A 17,793-nucleotide genomic window follows, 5' to 3' on the forward strand; every position below is an offset into this window, starting at 1 on the left:
CGAACAGGCGGAACCGGCCGCCGCCGGCCCGCCCGGCCTTGCGCCAGACCCGGTGTCCCGGAGCGCCCTTCGCCGTGCTAGACGGCCTGGCAGCCTCGTATCCCGCTCCGCTTCCGCTTAGCCTGACGCCGGACCTGGAGGGCTTAGCCACGAACCGGGCGCTCCGCCCCCAGCCCCGGCTGGACGCCCCCGGCCCCGTTCCCGTCCGGGACGGCTTCGCCTCGAATCTGGTGCTCCCGCCCGGCGGCCGGAGTCCGGCCCGGGACGGTCTGGCCTTGAAGCGCCGCCCGCCCGTCCCTCCAAGACCGCTGAAGCCCAGTCTCGGCAGCCGGAGACGGCTAAGCAGCGGCAAGCCTGCCTTCCGGTTTCCCCATTTTCTGATTCTGCCCATGCCCTGCCGTCCCTCCCGACATTCCGGCGGTCAAGCCGCCCTGTACTACTAAGCTATTCAGCAGCAGCACGCCTTAAAACAACAAAAAAAAGAACATCCCTGCGGCAGCACACCGCAGCAATGTTCTTCTAATGTCCCATCCGTTTGCGTTTATCCTCCTGGATATGCCCCCAATGCAGGCGGACAAAGACCGCGAGCAGAATCAGCATAAATACACCGTACCACAGCAGGAAACCGTTCCAGTCCTCACGCGGAACGATCAGCGAGGAGCCGATTGTACCGAACAGCCAGATGAAGGACAGATTGCCGAGCACCGTTCCCCAGATGTAGGCCGCAGGCTTCATGGACGACACCGCCGACATCAGGTTAATGATATTGCTGGGCACAATCGGGACCGTACGCAGCAGCACCAGTGTCCAGATGCCGTAGCGGTCCAGGTAGACCTGCCATTTGTCATACTTCTTAAGCCTGTATCCCCATCTCCGGTCGAACCAGTCGAAGAGATACCGCCGGAACAGATAATAGACCAGCACCGCCGCCACATTGCAGGCCAGCCAGCTGACCGCCATACCGCCTATAATCTCAAATACAGAGACATGCAGCACAATCAGCACCGCTAAGGGGAAGAATCCGAACAAGCCCTGCAGGATGGTGAGCGGAAAGGTGGCGAATACAATGTAAGGGCCGCTAAGTCCAAGGCTCTGCAGCAGCCAGTCGATCCAGGCGTTGATCGTCTCAGTCATGGAGCTCTCTCCTTTCCTGACTCCTTGCAGCAGCCGGTTCTGTACACATCTGTTCACTCTTGAACAAAAACACCCCTTCCGGGGTGTTCAAGTAATGACTCGCGTACGATATGCGTATTAAGTCCAATGGTGAACCCTATGGTTACAAAATTGTAGCTATTGTTCCCTCATCATAGCACACATTCGCTTCCACTGCCAGCCAGCCGGCTGTCCCAATTATTTCTTGGAAGAAACACCGGCAATCCATTCATTCACCTTAGCTTCATTGCTCTCTACCCAGTCCTTGGCCGCTTCCTCCGGCGATTGTCCGCCCTGGATCTTGACCATCACCTGCTCCATGTCCTCCGGGTTCCATTTGAATTGGCTCAGGAACTTGTGCACATCAGGCATATCCTCCTGAAGGCCTTTGCGGGCCATGGTGTGGATCTGCTCGGCTCCGCCGTATACACCCTGGGGATCGTCCAGATACTTCAGGTCCATGTTGGCGAACATCCAGTGCGGAGTCCAGCCGGTGACCACAATCGGTTCATTCTTGTCAAAAGCCTTCTGCAGCTCCTGCGCCATCGCCGCCGACGAGCTCTCCAGCAGCGTATAGTCGCTTAAGCCGTAGGCTTCCAGCGCCTTCTCAGTAGCGGTCATGATGCCGGCACCCGGCTCAATCCCGATAATGGTCTGATTCAGCGAAGAGGCAACATCGGCATTCTTCAGGTCATCGATGGAGTTAATGTCCATATAGGCCGGAACGGCCAGACCGGTCTTCGTTCCATCCAGATTAACCCCTACATCCTCAATATCCTTGCCGTACTTCTCCAGATAAGCGGCATGGGTGCTTGGCAGCCAGGCGGCGACCATCGCATCCGCGCTTCCGTCAGCAATCCCGGCCCACATCGGCCCGGCGTCAACCTGCAGCAGCTCTACCTTCAGGCCGAGCTTCGATTCCAGCACTTCCTTCACTACGTTGGTACTGGCAATCTCCGAATCCCAGGCTACATAGGCCAGCTTCACCGTGCCCCCGTTATCGGACGAGCATCCTGCTACCAGGACTACAGTCAGCAGCAGCATCAGCCAGATCAGCGGGCGGCGTTTCATCAGTTTGCTTGTGTTCATAATGTTCATACACTCCTTATCCTTGTTGTTTGGGCTTGAACAGCTTCTGGGTCAGACGGTCCAGCAGAATCGCGATAATGACAATCGCAATCCCTGCTTCGAAGCCCGCACCGGTCTTGGCCTGCGAGACCGCACGGTACACATAGGCTCCGACCCCCTGGGCGCCGATCATGGACGAGATGACCACCATCGACAGCGACAGCATAATGGTCTGGTTAATTCCGGCCATGATTGTCGGCAGGGCGATGGGGAGCTGCAGCTTGAACAGCTTCTGCCCGGCGGTGGAGCCGAAGGCATCTGCTGCCTCCACAAGCTCAGGCGAGACTTGGCGGATACCCAGGTTAGTCAGCCGGATCGTTGGCGGAATCGCAAATATAATAGAAGCAATGACTCCGGGCACAACGCCCAGCGAGAAGAACGATACGGCCGGCAGCAGATAGACGAACGCCGGCATTGTCTGCATGAAGTCGAGCACCGGGGTGGCGATGTTCTGGAAGGTCTTGCTCTGGGCACACAGCACCCCCAGCGGAACTCCAATGACCACTGCCAGCACAGATGCGGTCAGCACCAGCGCCAGCGACTGCATGGAAGGACCCCATAATCCCAGATTATCGATCAGCAGCAGTCCTAACACCGCAAACAGCGCCATCCGCCATTTGCCGATCCAATAGGCCAGAGCGGCGATCAGAAGGGTCAACACAATTGCCGGCAGGAAATTCAGTGCCGCATCAATTCCGCTCACCATTCCGCCGATCACGGCATGGATGAAATCAAATACAGGTCCGAAGTAGGTCATCAGCCAGTCTTCGATCCATTCTACGCCCTTGCCGAGCGGTATTTTGGGTAGATTCATGAACCTGTTCCTCCTTCCGGAACCGCATTGCCGGCCAATGCTGACAATATAGCCCCTTTGATCACAATCCCCTTCAGCTTGTTGCCCTCATCCACGACAGCAACCGGCAGATGGGTCTCCGACATCAGCTCGAACAGGTCATTCAGCAGGGTATCCGGCCGCACCTGGGGAATGTCACGCTGCATCACTTCCAGAATGGTGCGGTTCTCCTTCAATGCCTGGGAAGCACTATCCGCTGTAAGCAGCCCTTGCAGCCGCATCTCATTATCCGCTACATACAGGCTCGACACCCCGCTGTCCCGCATCAGCTGCAGAGCTACCCGGGGCCCGCGTTCCGGACGGATCATCTCCGGCTGGAGCATGACATGCGAAGCGGTCAGCACCTTGGACAGATCGACATCCTCCACGAAGCGCTCCACGTATTTGTTCGCAGGCTGGATAAGAATCTCTTCCGGCGATCCGATCTGGACAATCACCCCGTCCTTCATCAGGGCAATCCGGTCCCCGATCCGCAGCGCCTCATCCAGATCATGGGTGATGAATACAATCGTCTTCTTCACTCTGGACTGCAGCTCCAGCAGCTCCTGCTGCATATCCTTGCGGATCAGCGGATCAAGCGCACTGAAGGCTTCATCCATCAGCAGAATGTCAGGGTCATTCGCCAGACCGCGCGCCAGACCGACACGCTGCTGCATCCCGCCGCTCAGCTGATCCGGGCGGTGATTCTCCCAGCCTTTGAGGCCGACCAGCTCGAGTGCCTCCATCGCAAGCTTCGTCCGCTTGCTTTTCTCCACACCTTGAACTTCCAGACCGTATTCCGCGTTAGCCAGCACCGTGCGGTGCGGGAACAGCGCGAACTTTTGAAAGACCATGCCGATATTCTTGCGCCGGAATTCCCGGAGCTGCTCCGGGTTCATTTTGACAACATCCTTGCCCTTGAACAGCACCTGTCCTCCGGTAGGCTCAATCAGCCGGTTCAACAGACGGACGAGCGTGGATTTACCACTGCCCGACAACCCCATAATGACGAAGATTTCTCCTTCTTCAATGCTGAATTCGGCCTTGTTCACGCCAACTGTCAGCTTCGTTTCACGGGCGATTTTCTCCTTGGACCAGCCTTGCTGTAATAATGGAAGTGCCCGTGCCGGGTCATGACCGAATACTTTGGTTAATTGCTTCACCTCTATAATTGCCATAGTGACCTCCTTCTCTATCTGTAAGCTTATCGCGCCTGCTGCTACTGACCTAGTGTAACGGACTTACGAAAAGAGACGCAAAGTGCGTATACGCTAAAAAATTAGTGTACAGTTTTAACTTTACGTACTTTACGTATAGAATACTCCGTTTAACGCCAAATTACGATCCTGATGAATTCTTTACTTCTCAAGGGGGATTTGATTACAATACAGTAGGAGAGGCTTGTAGCCTGTCAGCCTTATTCCTCAGGAGGGACATCATGAATGATTTAGAGGGGCTTCAGCCCGAGCAAATAGACAAAATCAGAAAGGCCCGGGAGCGGGTCATCGATTCTATCGGCAAAAACATGGATTTATACGGAATTACCTTGTCCATCGGGCATTTATATGGCTATATGTACTTCAATCAAGGCCCGGTCACGCTCGATGAGCTGAGCAGCACGATGGGGATGAGCAAGACCTCGATGAGCACCGGCGTCCGTACACTCATGGATCTGAAGATGATCGAGAAGGTCTGGGGCAAGGGCACCCGCAAGGATCTGTTCGAGGTGGTTCCCGACTGGCACCAGAATTTCAGCGATTACTTCTCTATTAAATGGAGAAAAGCAGTGGAAGGAAATATGAACGCCCTGAACAAATCGCTGGCTGAAATCCGGCAGCTGAAGGCCGATTATGCGGAGGAGCCTGACCTTGTAAATCTGCTCCAGACCGATGAGGTCAAGATTGAGGAAGCGATCAAGTACTACCGCTGGCTGCTGAAGCTGATTGAAGCGCTGGAAACCGGCAGAATCTTTGAATTCATCCCTAAAGAATAATATCAGCTATAGACATTTATCCTATTCTGCTTATGCACCCGCACGCTAGAAAATGTATGTTGTTTTCCACATACATTTGGTCCATAGGATGCTCTACCAGGGAAACTATAGCTTCCCTGCAAGGTTCAAAACGGCCGCGTCCCTTGAATTCAAGGAACGCGGCCGTTTTCGCATGCTGATGATGTGCTGTCTTTCGTTAGCTTACGGGTTCTCAATCAGACTGACATCATCAATATAGATGCGGTTGCCTGCCCCGATGGCTGCATTCGTCTCCTCACTGTTCCCGTTAATCCGGCCCAGCAGGAAAACCAGATGCGCCCCTGCATCGGTGGGACTGTTCATCGTGAAGGTGTAGCTGAAGCGCTGCATCTCGCCCGTTAACACTACAGCGGTTGCCGGGAGATACTTGGTGTAATCCCCTCCAAAATGCTCAACCGCCACTTCAATCAGACGATTGATATCCGAGCGGGCGCTGAAGGCCAGGGTGTAGCTTGTGCCTTCGGTCAGCTTCAGATCCTTGTAATCCACCTGGGCGGCGTAGTTGGCCGATCCCGTGAAGTTCAGTGAGACTTCGAGTTCTCCGGACTTCACGGCGGCATTGCCGGCACTCTCGAAATACTGGGTCCAGCCCTTAAGCGCCGGCTCCGCATCGAACGTACCGTTATCCAGCTTGCCGCTGGCCGGAGGAGTGACCGGGCCGCCCGTTACCTCCCGGACCGCTATATCGTCCAGAGAGATGGTATGCGGCGTATGGTTGGCCGTCTGATCCTCACCCAGCGTGGCCCCGATCAGATAGTTCAGCTTCAGCGGACTATCGTTCGTGACGGTGAACTGCGCGCTGTAGGTCGCCCAAGTAGCCGTAATATTGAATTTCACCTGCGCGGGCTGGGCTGAGGTTCCGCTGTATTCTACGGCAATCTGCCGGGGAACCGTAGACTTTGCTTTGAAGCTCAGCTCATAGGTTTTACCTGCTTCCAGCGGGATCTTCTCCTGATAGAGCTGTGTGCTCCAGCTCTCTGTCCCGGCTGCCTGAATCTGCACCTCTGCTGCCCCGTCCACGATCTGGAGGGATGCGGCTCCGCCTGCCCCGGACCAGGTGGACCAGCCTGTGCTGCCGCTGGTGAATGAACCGTTGATGACCAGGTTGTCGTCACTGCCCAGTATGGTCTGAACGACCTTCGCGCTAACATACCCTTCGGCCTCGACCGTAATACTGTAACTGCCTTCTGCCGGAAAAGCCGCCGCCTCAATCGTAATGACTCCAGGCTTCACCGTGTACAGTTCAGGCTCCAGCGCAGTCCCGTTCACCTTCACAGCCTTAATATGATCCGACCATTCGGCTTTCTCTATGAAGGTCAGCTCAATCGGCTGCGACACCCGGTTGGCGGTATGGTCAGGAACCAGCTCCTGCGGCTTCGCCGGGGCGTTCTTGATCTCAAATTTCACATTATCGATCACAATGTCATGACTCTGCGGAATGCTCACACCGCCCACCTTGCCAAGCAGGAATTTCAGCGACAGCATATCATTCGCACCCTGCCGGAATTCGAACCGGTAATGCTGCATCTCCGGTGTCAGCTCCACCGTCTTATCCATGGATGGGGTATAGCTGGCATTCTCCGCCTTCACGCTAATCTGCCGGGCTGCGCTGGCTCTGGCATCGAATTCAACCACGTAATCCGCGCCTGCGGCAGCCTTCAGGTTATTCTGGAACAGCATGACCGAATAGGCCTGGTTACCCGTGTTCGTGATACTGAATTTTGCCGCCCCGTCTGCTACGGCTGCCGAGCTCTGCCCGCCGTCTTCAGTAAGCAGCCGCTCCCAATTGTTGAACCCGAAGCTGAAATCCCCGTTCAGCAGCGGATAATAGGTCAGATCCGGATCATAGTAGAAGCTGGTGCGCACCAGCAGGAACTGGTCCAGCAGCACCGTCCCTGTGCCTCCGCTAAGACGCAGAACGAATTGTCCAAGCCGGTCGCTGGCTCCCGGGAAGTTTTTGAAGACCGCCTCTGCCTGCTGATGGCCTGCCTTCAGCTCGAACGGCTGCGAAGCATGTACGGTTCCGTCATGGCCTAATAATTCAACGGTGGCCGTCCGTGCAGAGGAGCTGTCTGCCTCGAAGGTCAGCTTGTAATCCTGGCCCTGCACCAGGAAGATTCCCTTCTGGAGCAGCGTAACCTCGCTGCTGCCGCCGTCTGTGCCTGCAATGTCCAGCTTCAGGCGGCCCTCAGTATCAACGGCCGGCTGGACCTCCGCCCCTCCTGCGGCACCGATATGCCAATAGCTCATCCGGTCGGGTTCGCCCAGATCGAAGCTGCCGTTGTAGAGATGGTTGCCGCTGCCGAGCGGTGTTTTGGCGCTGTCATGGTCGAAGGGAATGCTATCGATCTCTTCCAGCCGCGCATTGCCGAGCCATACCGGCGAAGCATTGGTTCCGAGGTTGAACTCAACCCGCGCGGCATTGTCCGAATTCTCCTTCATCTGGAACATCGTCTCGAAATGCTGCAGCTCTCCCGTCAGCCCTGCCTTGAATGCCGGAGAATAAGCCGGGAAGCCAAGCGTTGCGCCCCCGGTCAGCCGGGCGGTCAGCTCGCGGGCCGTATCCGTTCTGGCATCGAAGCTCAGCTTGTAGAATCTTCCCTTCGCGAGCGACACAATGGCCTGCGGCTGAATCGAATAGGTGTTGCCGCCAGGCTTGCGGATGTCGACCTTCAGGAAGTTCTTGCCGCCTACAGGCTCCAGGGACAGCGCTGCATCCGCGCCTTCATCCTTGTACAGCACCCAGTGGGCTGTATTCGGAATGCCCAGACCGGGATCACCGTTGGCCTGCTCCGTGAACCCGCTGTTATAGATGAAGTTGCCGTCTTCGAGCGGCTTCTTCGCTCCCTCCAGATAAGGCTCCTTCTCGATCTCTACCGGCACGGGCTTGCGGTATTCGCGTCCGGTCAGCTCATAGATGCGGACATAATCGATCTCCATCGAACTCGGGAATACGGTCTCGTCTGTAGGATCGCCGTCGAAGTTGCCGCCTACCGCCAGATTCATCAGCAGGTGGAACTTCTGGTTGAACGGCGCGGGATAAGCATTCACCGCCGGCTGGCCGTTACTCTTGCTGTACCAGTCGTTCTTGGTAGAGTATAGCACCCCGTCTACATACCAGCGGATCTCCCCCGGCTCCCACTCAATGGAGTAAGTGTGGAAATCTTCAATGGTGGAGTTGCCCGGCAATACATACTCCTTACCGGAGTATACGTTATCCGGCCATTGAGACCCGTAATGGATCGTTCCGGCTACTACATTCGGACGGCTGCCCCAGCCCTCCATGATATCCAGCTCACCGGAGGCCGCCCAAGTGCCGTAGACATAATTCTCCGGCAGCATCCAGATCGCCGGCCAGAGTCCCTTGCCTGCCGGCGCTTTTGCCCGGATCTCGAATTTGCCGTACATTTTGCTGTACAATCCGTTGGTCTTGATTCTTGTGGAGGTATACGGCTTGCCGTCCACCGCTTCCTTGCGTGCAGTAATAACCAGCTTACCGTCCTGCTCCTTCACATTCTTCGGATCATTGGTGTAATACTCCAGCTCATTGTTGCCCCAGCCCGGATTGCCGACTGCGGTGCCGTCTCCCAGGTCATAGGTCCACTTCGTCGGATCAATGACATTGTCGTCGAACTCATCATTCCACACAAGGGTCCATGGGTCACTGGTTGGTGTGGAGGTCGGCAGCGGCGTCGGGGCTATAGTAGACGTCGGCTCCGGCGTCGGTGTAGCCTCTGGTGTCGGCTCCGGTGTAGCCGCTGGCGTCGGCTCCGGTGTAGCCGCTGGCGTCGGCTCCGGTGTAGCCGCTGGCGTCGGCTCTGGTGTAGCCGCTGGCGTCGGCTCCGGTGTAGCCGCTGGCGTCGGCTCCGGTGTAGCGGTGGCCGTCTCTCCCCCGCCGGAGACAACCGGCGGCAGGCCAGCCAGCGGTGAAGCCAGGTTCAGATTGCTGCGGCTGCCCTGCAGCAGGGTTATCCCCCCGGCAGTTACAGCCTCCGCCTGGTTCAGCACGCTGCCGAAGCTTCCGCTGCCCGTAAGCGCCGTGCCCTTGGCACCGGCGGTGAGCAGCAGCTCCGCCACCTGCGCCTGATCCATCAGCACGACCTTGCCGGGCGTGCCCCAGATCAGCTTGGACAGCTTGCCGGAGATGTTCAGCGTAAGGCTGCCTGCTGCCGGATTAGCAGCGGAGACTACCCCGTAATTGCCCTTAAGAGTGACCGTATGCTCCCCGGCCGGAAGCACCACATCGGTGAAGCCCTCTCCGGTAAGCGTAGCCTCTTCAAGGATCGCGCTGGAAGCAAGGCGCACGGTTCCGGCGGTTGTCGTCCCGCTGGCCACGATACGGACGGTTCCCCGGGGCTTCGCCACCTGAACAGGCCCAAGGCTGCTGTTTACCAGGCTCACACTATGCTCACCGCCGCCGCGGATATAGGTGGTGCCCTTCACCTGCACCCCCTCCAGCCGGACATCGCCCTCTCCGATCCCCTCGGTCAGATAGAGGTTCCCTTCAATGACACTGTCCTTAAGGGTAATGCCTTCATGGCTCAGTACAACATTTCCCTGTACCGTGCCCAGCTTCACTTCCCCGCCGGAGGACTGAATTCCCTGCACCAGTGAATCGGCCAGCTTCGCCAGCTCGGCGCGGGTAATCTTCCCGTCCGGCTTGAATAGCCCTCCCGGGTAACCCTTCATATACCCCGCAGATGTTAACGCATCCGCTGCGGAGATGACCTCACTATCCGCGCCTGCAAGATCGCTGTATATCCCCTTGGCGGAATTGCCGGTCTCCAGCCGGAAAATCTTCTGCAGCGCCACAGCGGCCTCCCCGCGCTTCAAAGGAGCTGCAGGCTGAATAAGCTGATCAGTGCCAGCACTCAGATAACCCGCCGCTACTGCCTTGGCGATATCTTGCTTGTACCAGGCTCCGGCCGCAACATCTGCCGGAAGAGCCGCTGTCAAGTCGGTATACCCGAAGATACGGTTCATAATGGCGGCGAATTCCGCCCGGGTAACCTGCTGCTCCGGCCGGAAGCGGCCATCCCCGTAGCCCGAGATTACCCCGCTGCGGCTCCAGCGCTGCACGGCAGCGGACGCCCAGTGACCCGGGTCTACATCAGTAAACGCTTTCAAACCGCTGGTAGCCAAGCTCTTATCCGGCCCGGACACCGGTGCCTCTGCTGCCGCTGTCTGCCTGAGCTGAGCAGGCAGCGCACCTGCCGCGCCGCTTCCGAGCGGCGACAGCAGCCCGGTCACGATCACTGCGGCTGCGAGCAATGCGGATACATTCTTTTTCATTCGGTAGATGCCTCCTCTAGTTTTCTGTCCTGTTCTACCGCAACCCTGTAAATGTCATTTCTCCAATTCGACAAATCGAAATCGGTTTCGGTCGAAAACACATCAATTCCTCAATGCAATTAACCTTTGACTTGTTTCGGCAAGTTGAATAGACTCTAGAAAGGACTGCTTGCTACTGGCAGGCAGTGTCCCATGAACGGTCTGAAGCCTCGTGAACCCCTGGCATACCCGTCTTTTGGCCCGTTCCATTCTTAAGCGGGGGTGGCAATCGCCATGCAAATGAATATCAAAAAAATTGCCGAAATGGCCGGGGTCTCTGTATCCACAGTGTCCAAAATCATGAACAACTACAGCGATGTTTCCGAAAAAACGAAACGCAGAGTTCTCGAAATTATCGAACAGACCGGATATACCCCCTCCAGCTCGGCCAAGACGCTCGCCACCAAGAAATCGAATCTGATCGGAGTGATTTTTGCCGGTGAGCTGAATGTGGAATTTACCCATCCTTTTTTTGTCGAGGTACTCAATTCCTTCAAAAAACAAATGGGCGTGCTAGGCTACGACCTGATCTTCTTCTCCAATGAGAAGTTCATTAATAGCGGCGATTACTTCTCGCGCTGCGTGCATTTCCATGTGGACGGCTGTGTCATCATCTCCGGGCAGGAGATGGAGCCGGCAATCCGTGAGCTGGACAAGAGCGATATTCCGTGCATCGGCGTGGACCTGGAGCTGACCGGCAAAAAATCCGGGTATGTCATGTCGGACAATTACCAGATTGCTTCCAAGGTGGTGGAGCACTTCTACCTGCTCGGCTACCGGGAGCTTGGCTTCATCGGCAGCACTGCCGATTCGGATATCTCCAACCGGCGTGAGGCCGGGTATGCCAAAGCCATCGCCGGCTTCGGCCTGGCCACGAATCCCGACTGGTTCATCCATGGTGAAGATTTCTTCGAGCCCAGCGGTTATGCGGCAATGAAGAAGCTGATTGGGTCCGGCACTTTGCCGCAGGCCATCTTCGCCGCCTCCGATCTGCTTGCTCTCGGCGCCATCCGTGCCTTGAAGGAGCATGGCCTTAAGGTTCCCGAGGATATCGCCATCATCGGCTGTGATGATATCGAGGCCTGCCAGTATACCAGCCCTACGCTGACTACCATCCGCCAGAACAAGGAGCGGCTGGGTGTGCTCGCAGCGCATATGCTGTTCGACCTGATCAACAACCAGTCCGAAGGCGGCTCCTTCGTCGTGGAACCTGCGCTGATCGTCCGTGAATCCTGCGGCAGCGGGTTAAGCCGCTGACCGCCCGCTTTGCAAAGAGCTGGCTGCCATCCCTCCCCTCCGGTCCGGAACTTCGCTTGGCTGCTGTGCGCAGCCGCCCGAAAACGCTTTCGGTTATATAATCGCTCATTTATCAGGCGGTCACAAGGCACCGTTTTTCTGGTTAGGGGGACCATTTTTCGGTTTGTCCCCCGTCAAGCCGTTCCCGTTCTTCTTCCAGTATGCTTACAACGGCGCTGGCTCCCCGGTCTGAGGGTCCAGCGACAGTCTGACCAGCAGGCCCGCATGAGTAAGCCCCGCACCGAAGCCGTACAGCAATACCTGCTGCCCGCTGTGCACCTTCCCCTGGCGGATGCCCAGATCAAGGGCAAGCGGAATACTCGCCGCTGAGGTGTTGCCGAATTCCTCCAGACTGTATAACGCCTGCCCGAACGGATAGTCCAGCCGCTCACAGATCGGTTCAATCATCCGCAGATTGGCGCTGTGCGGGATGAACCAGTCCACCTCGGCAAGGGAGGCCTCCGCCTTCGCCAGCACCTGCTGTACTCCCTGCGGAACGGTCCGTACCGCCCACTTGAACACTTCGCGGCCGTTCTGCACTAGCTTGCCAGTAGCCGTAAGCTGCACACCATTCACCTGGTCCGCCAGCCCCGAGAGGTAGACATGATGTCCGCCGCTTCCGTCACTTCCCAGATTGAACCCTCTGAAGTTGTCCTGCTCCCCACTTTCCACCAGCACAGCCCCGGCCCCGTCACCGAACAGAATGCAGGTGCTGCGGTCCGTGTAATCCGTAATCTTGGACAACGTATCCGCGCCGATAACCAGCACTTTATGATGCATTCCCGAAGCGATAAGCGCATGGGCCATATGCAGGCCATAGACGAAGCCGGCGCAGGCGGCACTCAGATCCAGCACTCCCGCAGTCTGCGGAATACCCAGACGGTTCTGCACAATGGCTGCCACAGAGGGAAAAGGCATATCAGGCGTACTGGTCGCTACAAGGATCATGTCAACATCCTGGACGCTTTTGCCATATCGGTTCATCAGATCCCGCACAGCGGCTGCACACAGATCGCTGGTATATTCATCCTCCCGGCTGATTCTGCGCTCCCGGATTCCGGTCCGCTGCACAATCCATTCGTCATTCGTATCGACCATCTGCTCCAGATCTGCATTCGTAAGCCGCCGCTGCGGCACGTATGAGCCCACCGCTGTAATTTTTGCACCCTTCATCGCGCTCACCTCTTATTTCAAATTTTATTATTGGTATCAGATATTAGTACTTGGTACTAATTATAACCTGCCTAAGGCTATATTGCAAAACCTATTACCCGTAAGTACACCAGACCTCTCATCTTACCATTGTAAAGATTGCTGTCCCGTGCTACAATCTTACCAGTGTTAAGATAACGTGCAAGAATGAAGGGATGAACGCATATCTTGAAAGAGAAACCCTATCACCACGGCAATCTGCGCAACCAGCTTATTGAAGCGGGTATTAAGCTAATTAACCAGGACGGTATCAGCAGCTTCTCGCTGCGCAAGGTCGCCGCCGAATGTCAGGTCAGCCACACCGCCCCCTACAGCCATTTCAAAAATATAGATGAGCTGGTCTCCGCCATGGGCGAGCATGTCACCGGCCAGTTCATGGACACTCTGCACGCCTCGGTCCAAGGGCAGGAGGGAAAGCCGGAAGCGATCACACTGCTGGGCCAGGCGTATATTGACTTTTTCATAGAGCATCCACAGTATTTCCAGTTTCTGTTCTACCATTCCGGCATCGTCATCGATCTGGACAACTATGAGACGGACAGCTATCCGCCCTTCGCCCTGTTCCGGTCAACGGTCTACGAAGTCTTCCGCGGCAGCGGTCTGCCGGAGTCAGCATTCACTCAGCACTTGATTACACTCTGGTCTATGGTGCACGGAATCACGGCATTGCTGACCAATAACGGGGTCCGGTATTCAGGCAACTGGCGCGATCTGCTGGAGCTTAAATCTATCTTTTAGGGGGTTGACCATTCATGAGGACGATCATACACGATCTGCAGGAGCAGGAATTCGCGGGCTGGCTAGAGGATACGGTGCATGAGGGAGTGACGGTCATTTCGGATAACGGGGCCATCCGTTCATGCATGGGCTGCTTTGGCTGCTGGACCCGGACGCCCGGGGAATGCATTATTAAGAAGGATGGTTATGACAATCTGGGCGAGCTGTTCTCGCGCAGCGACGAGCTGATGATCATCAGTAAGTGTATGTACGGCAGCTATAGCCCCTTTGTGCTGAATGTGCTGAACCGGAGTATCTCCTACATGCTTCCTTATTTCGCCACCGAGAATGGAGAGACGCATCACCGGCCCCGCTATGACCACCAATTCACACTATCGGTACATTTCTATGGCAATGACATTACGGAGGCTGAACAGAATACGGCCAGAACGCTGGTCGCGGCCAACAGTCTGAATCTGTATTCGCTAGGGAACAACGTGTATTTCCATACCCATCCTCAGAGCATTAAGGAGGTCCTGCAATGAACATCGCCATGATCAACGGCAGTCCCAAGCCAACCGGCAGTAACTCCGGCATTCTGCTGGGCATGCTGGAGCCGCTGATTGCAGACGGGAACGAGCTGCACACCTATACGCCGAATAAAAGACCGCTCTCTCCTGAAGAATACAACGAGCTTTGCCGCATGGATGTGCTGGTCTTGGCCTTCCCGCTCTATTACGACGGTATCCCGTCCCATCTGTTCCAGCTGCTGGTTACCCTCGAAGGGTATCTGAAGACCGAGCGTGAACGGGACATTTACGTCTATGCACTGATTAACAATGGCTTCTACGAGGGCCACCAGAACCAGATTGCGGTGGAGATCCTCAAACACTGGTGCGCGCGCGCCGGTGTTCATTTCGGGCAAGCCTTAGGCCAAGGCGCCGGTGAGATGCTGGGCTCCATGGGGAAGGTTCCGCTCGGCCGGGGGCCGCTGAAGAACCTGGGCCGCGCCATGCACAGCCTGGCCGCCAATATCCGGTCCAAAAGCACCGGCGAATCCCAGCTGTTCAGCCCGAACTTCCCGCGCTTCGCCTGGAAATGGAGCGCCACCCACTCCTTCTTCCACGGAACAGCCCGGAAGAACGGGCTGAAGCCGAAGGATCTGCTGCGGCGGAAGTAGGGAATACTATAACCAATCGCATACTGGCAGGTTGCCGTACCCGATTATCATACAAGTGAAGGCCTTAATTGCACTCCGTACATTTAAATCATCTGATATTACACCGATGATACGTTTAGTTGTATTTCGTGCACCTAAATTTTCATCTACACCAGATTCTCTCCCATTCGCGCAGATTTAGTTGTACAGACTACAGTTAGATGAAGAGAACCTTCCTTTTCGCTGATTTTAAATGTACAGAATACAGCTATCGCCTACACATAGAACAAACCTCTATTTAACCTTAAAAGCCCGGTCCCCAACAGGACCAGGCTCTTATCTGTACAGCTTCTATGCGCAATCCTGTAGGATAGTATCCCCCCCCCCCATTTCCGCCGGATGTCACCGGATATTATCGTTCCGCCGGGTCCACCGTAACCCGCTTCACCAGTTCCTCCGGCTTCGCCGTGTTCCTGGAGCGGCAGTGCAGGAACTCCACCTCTTCCCCGTTCTCCACATAGAAGGCCGGGCCGTCATGGTTCTCGATCGTGACCTGCTGGAACTTCACCTCGCGGACGTTGCTGAGGAAGAAGCCCCGGCGCTGCATGTCCGGAAGACCTGCCATCATGTCGGGCTGGCCTGGAACGGCATGCTCCGCCATGGAGATATCGATGTTGGTGAAGGTAATTTCCGACACCGCCTGCTCAGCCAATCCATACAGGAACCCCGCTGCGGCATGGACATTACGGGCGGTAATGTTGGCGTAATGAATCCGCCGGAACTGCGGCGTCTCCGCTGTCACCGGATAAGGGTTCTTGTCCCAGACATATTTCTCCTTACCCCGGGGGCCACAGAAGTAATAGAGATTCAGTGTGAAGGGACAGATGACATCCTCCATCACAATGTTGCTGACCCGTATATCCTCGATAATGCCTCCGCGCCCGCGCCTTGACTTCATACGGATGCCGCGGTCCGTCTGCTTGAATACGCAATTGCTGATGGTCACATTGCGGATATCGCCGCTCATCTCACTGCCCAGCACCACCGCGCCATGTCCGTGCACCATGACGCAGTTCGTGATCGTGATATTCTCGCAGGGAATCCGCTCCCGGGTATCCTCGGTGCCGGCCTTGATAGCAATGCAGTCATCGCCTACATCGATATGGCAGTTGCTGATACGGACATCCCGGCAAGACTCCGGATTGATGCCATCCGTATTCGGCGAATCGGCCGGATTCAGAATCGACAGATTATCGATCATCACATTGCTGCAGTTGACCGGGTTCACCGTCCAGCTTGGAGAATTAAGCAGCGTCAGGTCGCGGAGGGTCACCCGGCTGCAGTCGTCGAAGCCGATCAGCCTCGGGCGCGGATACACCAGCTCCTCCCGGCGGTGACGGTGCTTCTCCCACCAGGGTGCGCCGTTGCCGTCCAGCGTTCCGCTGCCGGTAACCGAGACATTGGTCAGACCGGCTCCGTAAATACAAGGCGTATGAACCTCCCGCTTCACCCCCTCCCACCGGGATTCTACGGGAGGATAATCCGCCGGGTCGGTGCTGAAGGACAACACCGCACCAGGGCTAAGATGCAGCTCGATATTGCTGCGCAGACGTACCGCTCCGGTCAGGAAGGTACCGGCCGGAACATATACTGTACCTCCGCCGGCACGGTCCGCCGCTGCAATAGCATCCGCAATCGCCTGCGTTGCCGGCACTCCGCTGTCCCGCTGCGCTCCATAGTCTGCTATGTTATACACGGTCCGCCCCCTCCGCCGGATACAGCTCCTGCATCTCCACGCAGGCCATCACCAGCGCGCCCACTCCGTGCAGGTCGTTGCTGACCTTCGGGCGGGTGACATAGCTGTTGTAGTCTCCCGCTCCGGTGCCGATGCAGATGTCCGGCAGCACCAGCCGCTCCTGCTCATCCCACTCCAGCACCTGCAGCAGACCCTCGTAGCCTTTGCGCGCTGCTGCTGCCGCCTCCTGCGCCGCCGCTTCCGGCAGAATGCCCAGCTTCACCGCCCGGGCCAGCGTATATACGAACAGGCAGGAGCCGGAGGTCTCCAGCCAGTTATCCGGCTCATGTCCCTTGTCCACCACCTGATACCAGAGGCCGCTGGCCGCATCCTGATAGCGGATCAGCGCGTGCACGAACCCGGCCAGCTCTACTCCCAGCTCCGCCCGCGCGGAATCATCCACTGGCAGCTCATCCATGAACTGCGACACCGCCAGTCCATACCAGCCGAGCGAGCGTGCCCAGAACTCCGGCGAGCAGCCGGTCTCCGGGTTAGCCCACGGCATCCGGCGGCGCTCATCCCAGGCGTGGTAGAGCAGGCCGGTGGTCTCATCCTTCATATACTTGCGCATCAGCCGCTCCTGGTGCAGCACCTCATCGCGCAAGCCTTCCTCACCGTAAGCATTCGCGTACTTCAGCGAGAAAACCCCGGCCATATACAGCCCGTCAAGCCACATCTGGTGCGCATATTTATCCTTATGCCAGTATCCGCCCTCGGCGGTCCGGTTCAGCGTCAGCAGCAGATGGCGCAGCTTCCCGGCCGCCACCCGGTACTTCGGCTTCCCGGTTCGTTCATGCAGGTTGAAGAGCAGCAGACCGGCCTGCACAGCATCCAGCTCATCCCGGGCAAAATACAAATTGCCCTGCTCATCCACCAGATCATCCACATATTCCTGGATGTAATCTATATAACGTTCCTCCCCGACCTTCTTCCACAGCAGCTCCATTCCGCACAGGAACACGCCCTGGTGATAATGCCAGCGGTGCGCAGGCGGAAGCTCCCCCGCCTTGTACGTATCCATCAGTGAATCACAGGCTTTTTGCGCCCATTCCATCGGTGTTTGCGGCCGACTGCCTATCATCGTTATACCCCTTTCCCTATGTCAAAATGTCCGGTCCATCTCCATTCTTCAGCCTCAT

13 protein-coding genes are annotated in these 17,793 nt (G+C 56.8%); 5 read left to right on the forward strand and 8 right to left on the reverse strand.

The window, feature by feature from the left end:
- Nucleotides 1–519: 519 nt before the first annotated feature.
- From MHI24_RS10940 to MHI24_RS10955, 4 genes are all read right to left on the reverse strand, one after another.
- Complete coding sequence (locus MHI24_RS10940) at nt 520–1,134, reverse strand: VTT domain-containing protein (RefSeq protein ID WP_340025665.1); 615 nt, start codon at nt 1,132–1,134, stop codon at nt 520–522.
- Between the two features lie 216 nt (nt 1,135–1,350).
- Nucleotides 1,351–2,241, reverse strand: coding sequence for a glycine betaine ABC transporter substrate-binding protein (locus tag MHI24_RS10945; RefSeq protein ID WP_340025666.1), 891 nt, complete (start codon nt 2,239–2,241; stop codon nt 1,351–1,353).
- 16 nt (nt 2,242–2,257) lie between these two features.
- The gene (locus tag MHI24_RS10950; RefSeq protein WP_340025667.1) at nt 2,258–3,094 is read right to left on the reverse strand and encodes a proline/glycine betaine ABC transporter permease; all 837 of its coding nucleotides are present in this window, start codon (nt 3,092–3,094) and stop codon (nt 2,258–2,260) included.
- Complete coding sequence (locus MHI24_RS10955; RefSeq protein ID WP_340025668.1) at nt 3,091–4,290, reverse strand: glycine betaine/L-proline ABC transporter ATP-binding protein; 1,200 nt, start codon at nt 4,288–4,290, stop codon at nt 3,091–3,093. Before MHI24_RS10955 ends, MHI24_RS10950 begins: the two co-directional genes overlap by 4 nt.
- Nucleotides 4,291–4,550: 260 nt before the next feature.
- On the opposite strand from MHI24_RS10955, the gene MHI24_RS10960 reads away from it, so the two are divergent.
- Nucleotides 4,551–5,105 carry a GbsR/MarR family transcriptional regulator gene (locus tag MHI24_RS10960; protein WP_340025669.1) on the forward strand — a complete coding sequence of 185 codons (555 nt, stop codon included), beginning with the start codon at nt 4,551–4,553 and terminating at the stop codon, nt 5,103–5,105.
- Nucleotides 5,106–5,306: 201 nt separating this feature from the next.
- Here MHI24_RS10960 and MHI24_RS10965 read toward each other — a convergent pair whose 3' ends face one another.
- Nucleotides 5,307–10,436: a carbohydrate binding domain-containing protein gene (locus tag MHI24_RS10965; RefSeq protein WP_340025670.1), complete on the reverse strand. Its 5,130-nt coding sequence runs from the start codon at nt 10,434–10,436 to the stop codon at nt 5,307–5,309.
- Nucleotides 10,437–10,715: 279 nt separating this feature from the next.
- Between MHI24_RS10965 and MHI24_RS10970 the strand changes: the two genes are divergently transcribed.
- Complete coding sequence (locus tag MHI24_RS10970) at nt 10,716–11,732, forward strand: LacI family DNA-binding transcriptional regulator (RefSeq protein ID WP_340026652.1); 1,017 nt, start codon at nt 10,716–10,718, stop codon at nt 11,730–11,732.
- A gap of 204 nt (nt 11,733–11,936) precedes the next feature.
- On the opposite strand, the gene MHI24_RS10975 is transcribed toward MHI24_RS10970, so the two are convergent.
- Nucleotides 11,937–12,944: a ketoacyl-ACP synthase III gene (locus tag MHI24_RS10975; protein WP_340025671.1), complete on the reverse strand. Its 1,008-nt coding sequence runs from the start codon at nt 12,942–12,944 to the stop codon at nt 11,937–11,939.
- 207 nt (nt 12,945–13,151) lie between these two features.
- Here MHI24_RS10975 and MHI24_RS10980 point away from each other — a divergent pair, with 207 nt between their 5' ends.
- The 3 genes from MHI24_RS10980 to MHI24_RS10990 are packed head-to-tail and all read left to right on the forward strand — an operon-like array spanning nt 13,152 to nt 14,880.
- The gene (locus MHI24_RS10980) at nt 13,152–13,721 is read left to right on the forward strand and encodes a TetR/AcrR family transcriptional regulator (protein WP_340025672.1); all 570 of its coding nucleotides are present in this window, start codon (nt 13,152–13,154) and stop codon (nt 13,719–13,721) included.
- A 14-nt stretch (nt 13,722–13,735) separates the two neighbouring features.
- Entirely contained in the window at nt 13,736–14,245 is a 510-nt protein-coding gene (locus tag MHI24_RS10985) for a flavodoxin family protein (RefSeq protein WP_340025673.1), read from the forward strand.
- Nucleotides 14,242–14,880, forward strand: a complete 639-nt coding sequence (locus tag MHI24_RS10990; RefSeq protein WP_340025674.1) for a hypothetical protein — start codon at nt 14,242–14,244, stop codon at nt 14,878–14,880. The genes MHI24_RS10985 and MHI24_RS10990 overlap by 4 nt, the downstream gene beginning before the upstream one ends.
- A 391-nt stretch (nt 14,881–15,271) precedes the next feature.
- Here MHI24_RS10990 and MHI24_RS10995 read toward each other — a convergent pair whose 3' ends face one another.
- Together MHI24_RS10995 and MHI24_RS11000 are read right to left on the reverse strand one after the other, a co-directional pair.
- Nucleotides 15,272–16,615 (reverse strand): glycoside hydrolase family 28 protein, encoded by a 1,344-nt coding sequence (locus MHI24_RS10995; protein WP_340025675.1) that lies wholly within the window; start codon nt 16,613–16,615, stop codon nt 15,272–15,274.
- Entirely contained in the window at nt 16,608–17,735 is a 1,128-nt protein-coding gene (locus tag MHI24_RS11000; RefSeq protein ID WP_340025676.1) for a glycoside hydrolase family 88 protein, read from the reverse strand. The genes MHI24_RS10995 and MHI24_RS11000 overlap by 8 nt, the downstream gene beginning before the upstream one ends.
- Between the last annotated feature and the right edge of the window lie 58 nt (nt 17,736–17,793).

Source organism: Paenibacillus sp. FSL K6-1096 (assembly GCF_037977055.1).
Classification (GTDB): domain Bacteria; phylum Bacillota; class Bacilli; order Paenibacillales; family Paenibacillaceae; genus Paenibacillus_AQ.